This is a genomic window from Rhizobium sp. KNZ2-6A (assembly GCF_056755475.1).
Genome location: NZ_JBNDIC010000042.1, coordinates 18,897 through 33,510 on the forward strand (window position 1 = coordinate 18,897; position 14,614 = coordinate 33,510).

15 protein-coding genes are annotated in these 14,614 nt (G+C 60.0%); 11 read left to right on the forward strand and 4 right to left on the reverse strand.

The genetic code is table 11. The features are described 5' to 3' along the window. Positions 1–77 precede the first annotated feature (77 nt). Entirely contained in the window at positions 78–596 is a 519-nt protein-coding gene (locus ACPYOP_RS24475) for an FxsA family protein (RefSeq protein WP_481412870.1), read from the reverse strand. Positions 597–742: 146 nt separating this feature from the next. On the opposite strand from ACPYOP_RS24475, the gene ACPYOP_RS24480 reads away from it, so the two are divergent. From ACPYOP_RS24480 to gyrB, 5 genes are all read left to right on the forward strand, one after another. Next, entirely contained in the window at positions 743–1,444 is a 702-nt protein-coding gene (locus ACPYOP_RS24480; RefSeq protein WP_481412871.1) for a Tim44/TimA family putative adaptor protein, read from the forward strand. Beyond that, positions 1,441–2,559: a murein transglycosylase A gene (gene mltA, locus ACPYOP_RS24485; RefSeq protein WP_481412872.1), complete on the forward strand. Its 1,119-nt coding sequence runs from the start codon at positions 1,441–1,443 to the stop codon at positions 2,557–2,559. The genes ACPYOP_RS24480 and mltA overlap by 4 nt, the downstream gene beginning before the upstream one ends. Continuing rightward, on the forward strand, positions 2,559–3,137 hold the full coding sequence (locus tag ACPYOP_RS24490) for a Smr/MutS family protein (RefSeq protein WP_481412873.1): 579 nt from the start codon (positions 2,559–2,561) through the stop codon (positions 3,135–3,137). Before mltA ends, ACPYOP_RS24490 begins: the two co-directional genes overlap by 1 nt. After that, the gene (locus ACPYOP_RS24495; protein ID WP_149637989.1) at positions 3,134–3,499 is read left to right on the forward strand and encodes a helix-turn-helix domain-containing protein; all 366 of its coding nucleotides are present in this window, start codon (positions 3,134–3,136) and stop codon (positions 3,497–3,499) included. The genes ACPYOP_RS24490 and ACPYOP_RS24495 overlap by 4 nt, the downstream gene beginning before the upstream one ends. Positions 3,500–3,760: 261 nt before the next feature. After that, on the forward strand, positions 3,761–6,196 hold the full coding sequence (gyrB, locus tag ACPYOP_RS24500) for a DNA topoisomerase (ATP-hydrolyzing) subunit B (RefSeq protein WP_481412874.1): 2,436 nt from the start codon (positions 3,761–3,763) through the stop codon (positions 6,194–6,196). 64 nt (positions 6,197–6,260) lie between these two features. Here gyrB and ACPYOP_RS24505 read toward each other — a convergent pair whose 3' ends face one another. Both ACPYOP_RS24505 and ACPYOP_RS24510 read right to left on the reverse strand, forming a co-directional pair. Then, positions 6,261–6,860 (reverse strand): nitroreductase family protein, encoded by a 600-nt coding sequence (locus ACPYOP_RS24505; RefSeq protein WP_481412875.1) that lies wholly within the window; start codon positions 6,858–6,860, stop codon positions 6,261–6,263. A gap of 80 nt (positions 6,861–6,940) precedes the next feature. After that, a complete protein-coding gene (locus tag ACPYOP_RS24510; protein WP_481412876.1) occupies positions 6,941–7,240 on the reverse strand; it encodes a DUF2218 domain-containing protein in 300 nt (99 codons plus the stop codon). Positions 7,241–7,414: 174 nt separating this feature from the next. Between ACPYOP_RS24510 and ACPYOP_RS24515 the strand changes: the two genes are divergently transcribed. The 6 genes from ACPYOP_RS24515 (at position 7,415) to ACPYOP_RS24540 (ending at position 14,027) form a co-directional block, all read left to right on the forward strand. Continuing rightward, positions 7,415–8,368: a glutathione S-transferase family protein gene (locus ACPYOP_RS24515; RefSeq protein ID WP_481412877.1), complete on the forward strand. Its 954-nt coding sequence runs from the start codon at positions 7,415–7,417 to the stop codon at positions 8,366–8,368. A 65-nt stretch (positions 8,369–8,433) separates the two neighbouring features. Then, positions 8,434–9,852: a pyridoxal phosphate-dependent decarboxylase family protein gene (locus ACPYOP_RS24520; RefSeq protein ID WP_481412878.1), complete on the forward strand. Its 1,419-nt coding sequence runs from the start codon at positions 8,434–8,436 to the stop codon at positions 9,850–9,852. A 133-nt stretch (positions 9,853–9,985) separates the two neighbouring features. Then, positions 9,986–10,828 (forward strand): fumarylacetoacetate hydrolase family protein, encoded by an 843-nt coding sequence (locus ACPYOP_RS24525; protein WP_481412879.1) that lies wholly within the window; start codon positions 9,986–9,988, stop codon positions 10,826–10,828. A gap of 299 nt (positions 10,829–11,127) precedes the next feature. Beyond that, complete coding sequence (locus ACPYOP_RS24530) at positions 11,128–12,405, forward strand: polyhydroxyalkanoate depolymerase (protein ID WP_481412880.1); 1,278 nt, start codon at positions 11,128–11,130, stop codon at positions 12,403–12,405. A gap of 322 nt (positions 12,406–12,727) precedes the next feature. Continuing rightward, positions 12,728–13,165: a DUF2852 domain-containing protein gene (locus ACPYOP_RS24535; RefSeq protein ID WP_481412881.1), complete on the forward strand. Its 438-nt coding sequence runs from the start codon at positions 12,728–12,730 to the stop codon at positions 13,163–13,165. 100 nt (positions 13,166–13,265) lie between these two features. Then, entirely contained in the window at positions 13,266–14,027 is a 762-nt protein-coding gene (locus tag ACPYOP_RS24540; protein ID WP_481412882.1) for a M48 family metallopeptidase, read from the forward strand. 138 nt (positions 14,028–14,165) lie between these two features. On the opposite strand, the gene ACPYOP_RS24545 is transcribed toward ACPYOP_RS24540, so the two are convergent. Continuing rightward, on the reverse strand, positions 14,166–14,597 hold the full coding sequence (locus tag ACPYOP_RS24545) for a winged helix-turn-helix transcriptional regulator (protein ID WP_481412883.1): 432 nt from the start codon (positions 14,595–14,597) through the stop codon (positions 14,166–14,168). Between the last annotated feature and the right edge of the window lie 17 nt (positions 14,598–14,614).

Consider the following 14,614-nt stretch of genomic DNA (forward strand, 5'->3'; position numbering starts at 1 on the left):
CGTCTCGATGGGTGTCGCCATCTAGCATTTAGAATAGGGGCTTACAACCCTTATGGCCCGGGCTCAATCGCGCTGTTCTAGTCCTTCAAACGCTTCTGATCGGACCATGGCGACTTGCGGTCCGGCTCGCGATGGAAATCTGTTTCATCCAGATCGACGACCGGCGCAGGACTATGCGGCCGGCCTTGCGGACCAGTGCCCGGACCCTGTCCTCGCCGGAAGGCACGCGAATTGCCGACGACGACGATGCGCTTGCGCAGGACCGTCCAGGCAAGATCGCGCACCGCCGGAATGAAAAGCAGCAGTCCGATGATATCGGAAATGAAGCCGGGCAGCATCAGGAAGAAGGCGGCGACGACGATCATGGCGCCATGCACCATCTCGCGGCCGGGATCGCCGCCATTGCGGCTTTCGGCCGAGATGCGCTGGAGGATACCGATCCCTTGAATTCGGAGGAGAGCGGCACCGAGCAGCACGCTGAGGATGACGAGCCCCAGTGTGGCCCAGACGCCGATCATCTTTCCGACGACGATGAATCCGGCGATCTCAGCCAGAGGCATCAGGGAAACGAAGATAGGAAGAAGTGATAGGCGCATGTTACGGTGGTCCTGAAAGCGGGTTTCTTCGCGTAAGCGTTGGTTTCTCGCGTATAATAAAGAAACCGGTCCGCTATTTGAATGATAGATCGATGCGGACTATATGGGGATTAATCTTTTAATTTTAACGGCGGTTCCGATACGAGATGGGTGCAAACGACTTTGTGACGATCTTTTTCCTGGTGGCGGCGGTGCTGATCTTCTTTCAGCTGCGCAGCGTTCTTGGCCGCCGCACGGGGAATGAGAAGCCGCCGCGCGATCTCTACGGTTCCGCAGATCCGGTAAATGGCCCGACGCCGCCGGATGCCGGCAAGGTCGTGACCTTGCCGCGGCGCGATGCGACCGAAGAGGAAGACCGTTTTACCGCCATCGACACCTTTACCCCGGCCGGCACTCCGCTGAACGATTCTCTGCGTGAGGTGAGCAAGGCCGATCCTGCCTTCAATCCGAAGGAATTCGTCGACGGCGCCCGCATGGCCTATGAGATGATCGTCATGGCCTTTGCCGACGGCGATCGCAAGTCCTTGAAGGGACTGCTGTCGCGCGAGGTTTATGACGGTTTCGATGCCGCCATCGCCGATCGCGAGGCCAAGGGCGAGAAGGTCAAGTCAACCTTCGTCGGGATCGACAAGGCCGATATCCTCAGCGCCGAGATGAAGGGAACGGAATCCCTCATCACCATGCGCATCGTCAGCCAGATGATTTCCGCGACCTATGACAAGGCCGGCACCTTGATAGATGGCGATGCCGAAGCCGTGGCCGAGGTCAGCGACCTCTGGACCTTCGCCCGCGACACGCGTTCGCGCGATCCGAACTGGAAACTCGTGGCGACCGAATCCGAACAATGACGATCCCATCGCAGGAATTCAGGCTGGAGCCGGCAACCTTCGCCGATCTGAAGGGCTGGGAGGAGGACGATCCTTCCAGCCTTTTTCGCGCGATGACAGACTGTCGCGCCCATATCCGCGATGTGAAGCCCTATCGCACGGGTGCCGTGGGACTGACAACCGATGATCTCCTGACGCTTCTTAACGCCGCTGAAGGACGAAAACCGTGTAATGCGGCGGAGGCCCGGGCATTTTTCGAAGAGCATTGCCGGCCATTCTTCATTCGCCGCGATGGCGGCGCCAGTGGTTTCGTGACCGCCTTCTATGAGCCGGAAATCGAAGTGTCGGCCGAGCCGGACGAAACCTACCGCTATCCCTTTTATCGCCGGCCGAATGATCTGATCGATCTGGATGACGGCAACCGGCCCGCCGGGCTCGATCCGTCCTACATGTTCGGCAGGCTTCATGGTGGCGCAATTTCGGCCTATCCCGATCGCGGCGAAATCGATCGCGGCTATCTTGACGGCAAGGGGCTGGAAATCGCCTGGGCGAAATCCAAGGTCGATGTCTTCTTCGTGCATGTGCAGGGCGCGGCGCGCCTGCGCTATCCGGGTGGGCGTCTCGGCCGCATCACGTATGCCGCCAAGGCCGGTCATCCCTTCTCGGCTGTTGGGCGCTTGCTCATAAACCGGGGCTTGCTGGACCGCACGACGATCTCCATGCAGACGATCCGCGATTGGCTCTACGCACATCCCGAGCAGGTCGACGAAGTTCTCTGGCACAATCGATCCTATATCTTCTTCCGCGAGGCCGATGTCAGCGATGTGGACCTCGGCCCGATCGCAGCGGCGAAGGTGCGGCTGGTGGCCGGCCGGTCTCTGGCGGTCGATCGGTTGATCCATACCTTCGGCTTTCCCTTCTTCATCCGTTCGGAAAGCTTGACGCATCTCGATGCCGGCAAGCCTTTCGCGCGGTTGATGCTGGCGCTTGATACGGGCTCGGCGATCGTCGGCCCGGCGCGCGGCGATATCTTTACCGGTTCGGGCTATGATGCCGGAGAGCTCGCCGGCACCGTGCGCAATGACGCGGATTTTTATATACTCATTCCGAAGGCGGCGGCGCAGAGGTTCGGCTGATGGCCCCGGAGAACAAGCATCGAAAGCTCAGCGCGGAGGACCGCATCCTTTGGGGTAAGGTCGCCAAGAGCACCCGCCCCATGCCGGGCCGCATGACCGATATCGAGGCTTTCGAAGCGGCGCTGCAGGCAGAGGCCGAAAACGAGGAAAGCAGCCGCGCCGCAAAAGCGAAGACGGCGCCTGCTTCGGCGGAAGCTCAGGAAACACCCGTAGCCGCAAAGCAGCCCAGCGGCCGACATCATCCGCTGGAACGTCCCGTCAAGCGCAAGATCGCCAAGGGCCACCTGGCGCTGGAGGCCCGCATAGACCTTCACGGCCTCATCCAGAGCGAGGCACATGGCATGCTTCTGGATTTTCTGCTGCGGGCTCACAGCCGTGGCCTTCGCCATGTGCTCGTCATCACTGGCAAGGGCAGCTCGATGGGCAGCGAGGGCGCGCTGAAGCGCGCGGTGCCGCTCTGGTTTTCCAAGCCGGAATTCCGCTTTCTGATCTCCTCCTATGAGACGGCGGCGCAGCATCACGGTGGCGAGGGCGCGCTCTATATCCGCCTGTCGCGCTTGAAGGGGGAGAGGCTTTGACCCCGTTCGGCGAAGCGGTGCGCAAGCTGCGGCTGCGCAAGGGCGTGTCGCAGAAGCAGATGGCGGCGGCGCTCAATGTGACTCCGGCTTACTTATCCGCCTTAGAACATGGAAAGCGCGGCCTGCCGACCTTCGATCTGCTGCAGCGCATTGCCGGATATTTCAATATCATCTGGGACGAAGCCGAAGAACTCTTCCTGCTGGCCCGGTTTTCCGATCCGCGCGTCGTGGTCGATACATCCGGGCTTGCGCCCGAATATACGGCCTTCGTCAATCACTTGGCCGGCAGGATCCGCGGCCTTGACGCCGCGACGATCCGGGAACTGACCCGGGTTTTGGAAAATGCCGGGAAAACCGGCTGAAAACCGCCTTAATCCCCTGTTTTATACCTGATTTCGGGGCCTTCCCTTTGGAACTTCAGGGTGAAACATCCTATATACAAGCTAGGAAAAACCGCTGATTCGTTAGAGTCGGAGGATTTTAGGTCGAAACAACCTAAAATCTGAATCTGCTCTAAACTCAAAGAAGTAGAGCATGATGTCGTCCGAAATCCCCTGACACTTTTCGGCATCATGCTCAAGGGATCGGCAGGGTTCTTTAAAACACTGGAAAGACTTCAATATATGACCGACACGTCCGTAACCGATAACGGTGGCAACGCCGAGTATGGCGCAGATTCCATCAAGGTCCTGAAAGGACTTGATGCGGTGCGCAAGCGTCCCGGCATGTATATCGGTGATACGGATGACGGCTCGGGCCTGCATCATATGGTCTATGAGGTCGTCGACAACGCGATTGACGAGGCCTTGGCCGGCCACGCCGATATTGTGACGGTGACGCTCAATCCCGATGGCTCGGTGACGGTGACGGACAATGGCCGCGGCATCCCGACCGATATTCACAGCGGCGAAGGCGTTTCGGCGGCTGAGGTTATCATGACCCAGCTTCATGCCGGCGGTAAGTTCGACCAGAATTCCTACAAAGTGTCAGGCGGTCTGCACGGCGTCGGCGTCTCGGTCGTCAATGCGCTTTCGGTCTGGCTGCGCCTGAAGATCCGCCGTCAGGGCAAGATCCATGAGATGAGCTTCACCCACGGCGTTGCCGATGCACCGCTGAAGGAGACGGGTGATGCCGGCAATGCCACCGGCACGGAAGTCAGCTTCATGCCGAGCTCGCAAACCTTCACCATGACGGAATTCGATTACGGCACGCTGGAACATCGCCTGCGCGAACTCGCCTTCCTCAATTCCGGCGTCCGCATCCTGCTGTCCGACAAGCGTCATTCCGACGTCAGGCAGGAGGAAATGCTTTACGACGGCGGCCTGGAAGCCTTCGTTTCCTATCTCGACCGCGCCAAGAAGCCGCTGGTCGACAAGCCGGTCTCCATCCGCGGCGAGAAGGATGGCATCACCGTCGAAGTGGCGATGTGGTGGAACGACAGCTACCATGAAAACGTGCTCTGCTTCACCAACAACATCCCGCAGCGCGACGGCGGCACCCATATGGCCGGCTTCCGCGCGGCGCTGACGCGCCAGATTACCTCCTACGGCGAATCGTCGGGCATCACCAAGAAGGAAAAGGTGACGCTGACCGGCGACGATTGCCGCGAAGGCCTGACGGCGGTGCTGTCGGTCAAGGTTCCCGATCCGAAGTTCTCGTCGCAGACCAAGGACAAGCTGGTTTCCTCCGAAGTTCGCCCCGTCGTCGAAAGCCTCGTCAACGAAGCGCTCAGCACCTGGCTCGAAGAACATCCGTCCGAAGCCAAGGTGCTGGTCGGTAAGGTCGTCGAGGCCGCTGCCGCCCGCGAAGCCGCCCGCAAGGCGCGAGAACTGACGCGTCGCAAGGGCGCGTTGGATATCGCATCGCTGCCCGGCAAGCTCGCCGATTGTTCCGAGCGCGATCCCGCCAAGTCCGAAGTCTTCCTCGTCGAGGGTGACTCGGCAGGCGGTTCGGCCAAGCAGGGCCGCTCGCGCGAAAATCAGGCCATCCTGCCGCTGCGCGGCAAGATCCTGAACGTCGAACGCGCCCGCTTCGACAAGATGCTGTCGAGCCAGGAAATCGGCACGCTGATCACCGCGCTCGGCACCGGCATCGGCAAGGACGAGTTCAACGCCGAGAAGCTGCGCTACCACAAGATCATCATCATGACGGACGCAGACGTCGACGGCGCGCATATTCGCACGCTGCTTCTGACCTTCTTCTTCCGCCAGATGCCCGACCTCATCGAGCGCGGTCATCTCTATATCGCCCAGCCGCCGCTTTATAAGGTAACGCGCGGCAAGTCGGTGCAATATGTCAAGGACGAGAAGGCGCTGGAAGAATATCTGATCGGCCAGGGCACCGACGATGCGAACCTCCGCCTTGGCAACGGCGAAGTCCGCACCGGCCAGGATCTGCGCGAGGCGATCTACGACGCGCTGCGCCTGCGCACGCTGATCGACAATCTGCATTCGCGCTATAATCGCGCTGTTGTCGAGCAGGCGGCGATCGCCGGCGCTCTCAACGCGGAAATGGTCAGCGATCCCACCCGTGCCGAAGCGCTGGCAAATGACGTTGCCAAGCGGCTTGACGTCATTGCCGAGGAAACCGAGCGCGGCTGGAGCGGTGCGGTGACCGGCGAGGGCGGCCTGCGTTTCGAGCGCACGGTGCGCGGCGTCAAGGAAGTGGTCTTCCTGGACATGGCGCTGATCGGTTCCCAAGATGCTCGACTCATCGATCAGCTCGGCACGCGGCTGAAAGAAGTCTACCAGACTCCCCCGAAGCTTACCCGCCGCGACGGCGAGACGGAGATTTCCGGACCGCGCATGTTGCTGGATACCATCTTCGCGGGCGGCCGCAAGGGCTTGACGCTACAGCGTTACAAAGGCCTCGGCGAGATGAACGCCGAACAGCTATGGGAAACGACGCTCGATCCGAACGTCCGCACGCTGTTGCAGGTAAAGGTGACGGACGCGACCGATGCCGATGGCCTGTTTGCCCGGCTCATGGGCGACGAAGTCGAGCCGCGGCGCGAGTTCATTCAGGACAACGCGCTGAACGTCGCCAATCTCGACATCTGACCGCTCGCTTCAGACATAAAAAGGCCCTCGAGAACATCCGGCGGGCCTTTTCTTTTTTTATCAATTACTTGGCGATGAAAGTGCCGTTGAAGGCGAGTCCCGAAAGCGGATTGCGCTGGCTCGGCACTTCGCGCTCGCGCAGCTTTTCCGGAAGCTGGTTCTTATCGCCGACCTTGCCGATCGCGACGGCCGCCTCGACGCGGAAACCTTCGGGAACACCGAGAACCTCATAGGATTTATCGACATGGAAGCCGCCCATGCCATGGGCTTCGTAGCCGGCTAGATGTGCCTGGATTGCCAGGAAGCCCCAGGCTGCACCGGCATCGAAGGAATGGCTGTAGCTGGGCTTCTGTTCGGCGGAACCGAGTTCGCCGCTATGGGTGCGCGAGATGACGAAGAGCAGCGCCGAGGCGGATTTGGCCCAGCCCTGGTTGAACTCGACGAGAAGGCTCAGGAACTTGTCCCAGTTTTCCGAACCGCGTAGGGCGTAGACGAAACGCCAGGGCTGGAGATTCGAGGCTGATGGCGCCCAGTGGGCTGCTTCCAGAATGGTCAGCAGATCCGCTTCCGGAATGGTTTCGTTGGTATAGGCACGAGGGGACCAGCGGTCGAGAAAGAGCTTGTCGATTGGATATTGAGATTCGCGGCCGTTGCTTGATGTCATGATGGCTTCTTTCCTTGGAGACGGTGGCCGCAAGCCGGTGGAGGCCGGCTATTGGCTAGTTATGAACACTAGTGAGGAATCTACATTCCGGCTGCACGGGCGGCCCAGGCCACACCGAGCTCTTCGCGGAAGGCGAAGCGCTTGAGGTGATCGGCGACGACATTCTGCATGCGTTCGAGATCTTCGGGCTTCTCGACCGTCAGCGTCATGATCAGGATGCCGGGCTCGGCCGCCAGATCGAGGGAGTTTTCCGGGCTGAAGGGCACCTTGCCGGCCGCCGCATCGAATTCCACGCTGAAGCGATGGCTCCAGTGCTTGCAGAGCTGTTGAAGGTAACGGCTGGCATGATCGGTTTTAACGTTGGAAACGGATATCGCCATGGGATGATGCTCCAATAAACCTGATCGCAAAGCCTGATCGCAGTCAGCACCTTTCATACATAGAGCTATCCGCATTCTCCAGGTAGACAGTCTGTTTCAAGTTTGCGTTATTCCGGTGAAATTCTGTTCCGCTATGGTGCCCTCGTGAAGGAACGCGCGAGTGGAGACACAGCCTTGCTGGTAAATGGAAAGTGGACTGAGGATTGGCAGCCGGTCCAGGCCAAGGATGAGAAGGGCGGTTTCGTTCGCCAGACCTCGAGCTTTCGCAACTGGGTCACGCCGGATGGCGCGGCAGGGCCGACGGGTGAAGGCGGCTTCAAGGCAGAGGCCGGCCGCTATCATCTTTATGTCGCGCTGATCTGCCCCTGGGCGTCGCGGACCCTGATCGGCCGCAAACTGAAAGGCCTGGAAGAGGTCATTTCCATTTCTGTCGTCGAACCCGTTCTGTCCAAGCAGGGTTGGCGGTTCGGTGATTATCCGGGCGCCACGAATGACGCCGTCAACAGCGTCACCTACATGCACGAGATCTACACGAAGGCTGATCCCCATTTCACCGGCCGCGCTACCGTGCCTGTGCTGTGGGACAAGCAGACCGGTACGATCGTCAACAACGAGTCGGCTGATATCCTGCGCATGTTGAACGACGGCTTCGGGGATCTCGCCCGCAGCGACATCGATCTTTATCCCGCCGGTAAACGGGAAGAGATCGACAGTTTCAATGCACGGATCTATCCCGTTCTCAACAATGGCGTCTATCGCGCCGGTTTTGCCACGACGCAGATCGCCTATGAAGAGGCCTTCAACGATGTGTTCGCGTGCCTCGATCGGGTCGAGACGGAACTGGAGGGCAGGACCTTCCTCTTTGCCGGCACTCCCACGGAAAGCGATATCAGGCTGTTCGTCACCCTCGTCCGCTTCGACGTCGCCTATCACGGCCTGTTCAAATGCAATCTCCGCCGCCTGTCCGACTATGCCAATCTGCAATCCTTCTGCCGCCGGATGCTGGATTGGCCGGGGATTGCCGAAACGGTCAGCTTCGATCATATCAAGCGCGGTTACTATTCGATAGCGACGCTCAATCCCACAGGTATCGTGCCGCTCGGGCCTGCTCTCGACGAGCTGTTCTGATACTCGACCGAGTATTAAAACCGGTCTAAGGTCCGCCCCGTTCGATGGAGCGGAGGAGGACCGTTATGGATTGGGAGCAGTTCCGGCAGTGGTCGGAGAAGGCGGCGCATTGGGGCGCGGATTATCGCGCGTCGCTTCGCGACAGGCCGGTCCGGGCGAAGATGGCTCCGGGCGAGATCGCAGCCCACATCGCCGATTCTCCGCCGGAATCGGGCGAGGCCATGGAGGATATCTATAGAGATTTTGAGGATATCCTTGTCCCCGGCATGACGCATTGGCAGCATCCGCGCTTCTTCGCTTACTTTCCCGCCAATGCGGCTCCTGTCTCGGTGGTTGCCGAATATCTGGTCAGCGCCATCGCCGCCCAATGTATGCTATGGCAAACATCGCCTTCCGCGACGGAGCTGGAGACGAAGGTGGTGGATTGGCTGCGCCAGGCGCTCGGACTGCCGGAAACATTTACCGGCGTCATCCAGGATTCTGCCTCGACCGCCACGCTTGCCGCCGTTCTGGTCATGCGCGAGAGAGCGCTGAACTGGCAAGGCAATAGCCAGGGGCTTGCCGCCAACAAGGCGGTGCGCATCTATTCCACCGATCAGGTCCACACGTCAATCGACCGTGCCATCTGGATATCAGGTGTCGGCGAGGAAAACCTGGTGCGCATTCCCTCCGATGGTCCCAGCAAGGCCATGAATCCGAAAGCACTCGCCGAAGCCGTAGAGCGCGATCGCGCGGCCGGCTTGCTGCCGGCCGGCGTCATTGCCTGTGTCGGCGGCACCAGCGTCGGCGCCTGTGACGACATTGCCGCCGTCGTCGACGTCGCCCATGCGCACGGGCTCTACGTGCATGTCGACGCGGCCTGGGCGGGTTCGGCGATGATCTGCCCGGAATTCCGCACTCTGTGGCAAGGCGTCGAACAGGCCGATTCCGTCGTCTTCAATCCGCATAAATGGCTTGGCGCGCAGTTCGATTGCTCCGTCCAGTTCGTCCGCGAGCCGGAGATGCTGGTTCGCACGCTTGCGATCCAGCCCGAATATCTGCGCACCCACGGTCATGACGGCATCATCAACTATTCGGAATGGTCGGTGCCGCTCGGCCGCCGTTTCCGCGCGCTGAAGCTCTGGTTCCTGCTGCGCTATCACGGCCTGGAGGGATTGCGGACCATGATCCGCAACCATGTTTCCTGGTCGCGGAATCTGGCTAAGCGCCTTGCCGCGGAGCCGGATTTCGAAATCGTCACCGAGCCCTTCCTGTCGCTATTCTCTTTCGATCACAAGGCGCCCACGGGTGCCGATCAGGAAAGCCATACCCAGCGCCTCCTGACTGCGATCAACAATGATGGTCGGATCTACCTGACACAGACGCGCGTTGGCGGCCGGCTGGTCATTCGTTTCCAGGCCGGACAGTTCGAGGCGACGGCAGAAGATGTCGACATGGCCTTCGACGTCATCGTCGAGATCGCGAGGGCATTATCCTCGAACTAGAAAAGCTGTTTTTCCAGCGCGGAGGGCCGAGCCATGCTAGGCTCCTCGAAATCGATTGATGACACTAGTGAATAATTCGTTCATATATGACGTCATCGATCTCGTCTTTTGAAAATGCAGGGAAGGAAAATCCATGAAACTGTTGCGTGTTGGCGAAGTCGGCAAGGAAAAGCCGGCGCTTCTCGATAGCGACGGCAAGATCCGCGATCTCTCCGCCCATGTCGCCGATATCGGCGGCGAGGCGATTTCGCCGGCAGGTCTGGCAAAGATTGCGGCCCTCGATCCGAAGAGCCTGCCCGAGTTGCCGGCAGGCCGCCTCGGCGCCTGCGTTGCCGGCACCGGCAAATTCATCTGCATTGGCCTGAATTTCTCCGACCATGCCGCCGAAACCGGCGCCACCGTGCCGCCGGAGCCGATCATCTTCATGAAGGCAAGCTCGGCCATCGTCGGCCCGAATGATAACGTGCGGATCCCGCGCGGTTCGGAAAAGACCGACTGGGAAGTCGAGCTCGGCGTCGTCATCGGCAAGACGGCGAAATATGTCAGCGAAGCCGACGCGCTCGACTATGTCGCCGGTTACTGCGTTTCCCATGACGTCTCCGAACGCGCTTTCCAGACCGAGCGCTCGGGACAGTGGACCAAGGGCAAGTCCTGCGACACCTTCGGCCCGATCGGCCCCTGGCTCGTCACCAAGGATGAGATCGCCGATCCGCAGAATCTCGGCATGTGGCTCAAGGTCAACGGCAAGATGATGCAGAACGGCTCGACCAAGACCATGGTCTACGGCGTCGCCTACCTCGTCTCCTATCTCAGCCAGTTCATGTCGCTGCATCCGGGCGATGTCATTTCCACCGGCACGCCTCCCGGCGTCGGCATGGGCATGAAGCCGCCGCAATATCTGAAGCCGGGCGATGTCGTCGAGCTCGGCATGGAAGGCCTCGGTTCCCAGCGCCAGACCTTTCAGGCCGACGCATAACGTGCACGGCTCGGGAACTTTAACTTTTTGAGATCATTGTTGATGCCGGAGAAGCGATTCTCCGGCGTTTTTTATAGGAAGAATTAGCAGCTGTTATGTTGCCCTGCAGCAAAAGCTGCTAGGCTGAATGGTAAGAGCTTAAAGGATGAGGATCGCGGTCGAGAGCCGTAATCATCCTGCTGCACAGCGCGACCGGAGGAGCGCCGCAGTGAAGGCAGCGACACGCAAGAGACGTATCGTTTTGAAGATCTATGTGATTTGCGAGCTCGCACACTCGCATCACGAAAGGCAAAGCCCCCATGTTTTATCAGTTTTACGAACTCAATCATGCCGCTCTCGCCCCCTTTCGCGCCGCGGCGGACATGATGCGTCTGGCCTATTCCAATCCCCTTAATCCCCTTTCGCACACGGTATTCGGCCGTACTTTGACGGCAAGTCTCGAGGTTTTCGAGCGCACGACCCGGCGCTATGGCAAGCCGGAATTCGGACTGCACGAGACGCTGATCGACGGCAGGCCGGTTTCTGTGCATGAAAAGATCGTCTGGAAGAAGCCTTTCTGCAATCTCATCCATTTCGAGCGCAGCCTGCCCGCAGGCCATGGCGCCGATCCCCGGATCCTGATCGTCGCGCCGATGTCCGGCCATTATGCCACACTCCTGCGCGGCACGGTGGAAGCCCTGCTGCCGGGCGCCGATGTCTACATCACCGACTGGATCGATGCCCGCATGGTACCGATGACCGATGGCACCTTCGATCTGGAGGACTATATCGATTACGTTATCGAGATGCTGCATCACCTCGGGCCGGATACGCATATCGTTGCCGTCTGTCAGCCCTCGGTGCCGGTCCTGGCCGCCGCGGCCGTCATGGAAGCAGCCGGCGACCGTCTCGCGCCCTCATCGATGACGCTGATGGGTGGCCCGATTGACACCCGGATCAATCCGACTGCCGTCAACCAGCTCGCCAAGGAAAAGCCGCTGGAGTGGTTCGCCGATAATGTCGTCATGAACGTGCCCTGGCCGCAGCCGGGGTTCATGCGGCCCGTCTATCCCGGCTTCCTGCAGCTTTCCGGCTTCATGTCGATGAACCTTGACCGCCATATGATCGCGCACAAGGATTTCTTCGTGCATCTCGTCAAGAATGACGGCGAGCCGGCCGAGAAGCACCGCGATTTCTATGACGAATATCTGGCTGTCATGGATCTGACGGCGGAATTCTATCTGCAGACCGTCGATCAGGTGTTCATCAAGCATGCGCTTCCCAAGGGCGAGCTCATGCATCGCGGCGAGCGCGTCGACCCCGCCGCCATCCGCAACATCGCGCTTTTGACCGTCGAGGGCGAGAACGACGATATCTCAGGCGTCGGCCAGACCCATGCCGCGCAGACCATCTGCACTAATATCCCCGACCATATGCGCATGCACTATCTGCAGCCGGATGTCGGCCATTACGGCGTCTTCAACGGCTCGCGCTTCCGCCGCGAGATCGCGCCGCGCATTCTTGCCTTCACGCGCGAGCATGCCCGCACCGGCCGGCCAGTGGTCAAACGCGTCATAAAGGGCGGGAAATCTGCCTGAGAGCATGTAAAATCAAATAGATAGGCGGCTCAAGCATCGGATGAGGCACCGAGTCGCTCCGGCAGCGCAAACTATTAGCTTTTGTTGAATTACCTGAGCGGATTCAAGTGCTTGTTCGATTCCGCCCGGGGCTGCCATTGAAGCCTCACGAAGAGGTTACCATCTCGATTCCAACGGTACCGCAGAGATGAACGGGCCGTTTGCCGCGCCGCGCGTCCTTGGAACGCGCTGAGATGCAGGTAGAGCTTTAAAAACCGCGCAGAAGCCTTTCCATCGATCGGTATCAGTCGAGGGGCGATGCGCCGTGCGAGGATACCTGACAATGAACCAATCTGCATTGCTTCGTCCGGATTGGACTCCGGCTACTATTGTCCTGATGGTGCTTGGCTTCATGGTCTTCTGGCCACTGGGCTTCGCCATGCTCGCTTATATTCTCTTCGGGGAACGTTTGCGGGATTTCAAACGGGACGTGAATGAAAAAACCGATGGCATGTTTGCCGGCTGCGGCCGTCATCGCGGTCGTCACCGTCATTCCTTCTCCACCGGCAACGTCGCCTTCGACGACTGGCGCAAGGCTGAACTTGAGCGCCTCGAAGAAGAGCGTCGCAAGCTGGACGAAATGCGCGCCGAGTTCGACACCTATGCCCGCGAACTGCGCCGTGCCAAGGACCAGGAAGAGTTCGACCGCTTCATGCGCGAACGCAACAGCGTCAAGCGCAATGACAATGGCGGTTCGCCGACCGAATTCCAGACTCCGTGATAGGCTGTGACAACAGCTTCATCATATAGTCGAAACCGGCATCATCGGATGCCGGTTTTTCTTTGCCAGATGCTCCAGCGAATCATATAAAACTGCCTTCATGTTTCCGCTGCTCTCCAGATCCCGCAAACCGCAAGCCAAGTTGGCCGCGCCGGAAACGCGCACCCTCGATGTCGCCGGCCGGCTGATGCCGCTGACGATCCGCCAGCACGAGCGGGCAACCCGCATTACGCTCAGGATCGAGCCCGGCGGGCGGTCGCTGAAGATGACCATTCCGCGCGGCCTTGCCGCCCGCGAGATCAATGCCTTTCTCGACCGGCACCAGGGCTGGCTGCTGACGAAGCTCGCGAAATTCACGGCCGACACTAGCCTGCGCAGCGGCAGCGAAATTCTTCTGCGTGGCGTGCGGCACCGGATCGAGCATACCGGAACCCTGCGCGGCCTCACCGAAGCCATCGTCATCGAGGGCGTTCCGGTGTTGCGCGTCAGCGGCCTGCCGGAACATGCCGGCCGCCGCATTGCGACCTTCCTCAAGAAGGAGGCCCGCGCCGACCTGGAAAGACACGTGGCAGTCCATGCCAAGGCCATCCGCGCCACCGTCACGTCCATCACCATGAAGGATACCCGCAGCCGCTGGGGCTCCTGCTCCTCGCAGGGAAATTTAAGCTTCTCCTGGCGCATCGTCATGGCGCCGCCGCTGGTCATCGATTACCTCGCCGCTCACGAAGTCGCCCACTTAAGGGAAATGAACCACGGCCCGCGCTTCTGGGCGCTCTGCCGCAAGCTCTGCCCCGACATGGACGAGGCCAAGGCCTGGCTGAAACGCCACGGCAGCCAGCTGCATGCGATAGACTTCGATTGAGCTTGCTCGAAGACGCCTAAATTTGGCTTTGAACAGGGGTGTGCCTGTGGTTTCGTCATACCGGTTGTTACGGCAGCTTTGAGCCGACAGCGGCATGTTACATGAGGAACGACCTTTACTCCTCGCGCCCGGAACGGTTCATTCCGGTGCAACGATGCGGATCGGACGTGTTCCGATGGGAGCTCCAGTCGCACGGTCAATCGTCACGGCATCGATCTCTGTTCCAGTTTCAGCGTCGAAGAACCGGGTGACGCCGTCGCTTGGGCGATGCTTGCGCCCCCATGCGCCGATCGCAAACAGGACCGGCAGTAGGTCCTGACCAGCCGCCGTCAGCACATATTCATCACGCGGAGGCCGTTCGGAGTAGCGGCGTTTTTCCAACAGGCCATCTTCCGTGAGCGCAGACAGTCGAGCGGTCAGCATCGTCGGCGCGATGCCAAGGCTCTTGCGAAACGCGTCGAAGCGGGTGAGCCCCGCATGGGCGTCCCGCATGATCAGCATGCTCCATGCATCGCCCACCAATGCGAGGCTGCGGGCGATCAAACATGGCTGGTTCGAAAGATTCTTCATGTCGATATCTTTTTGAT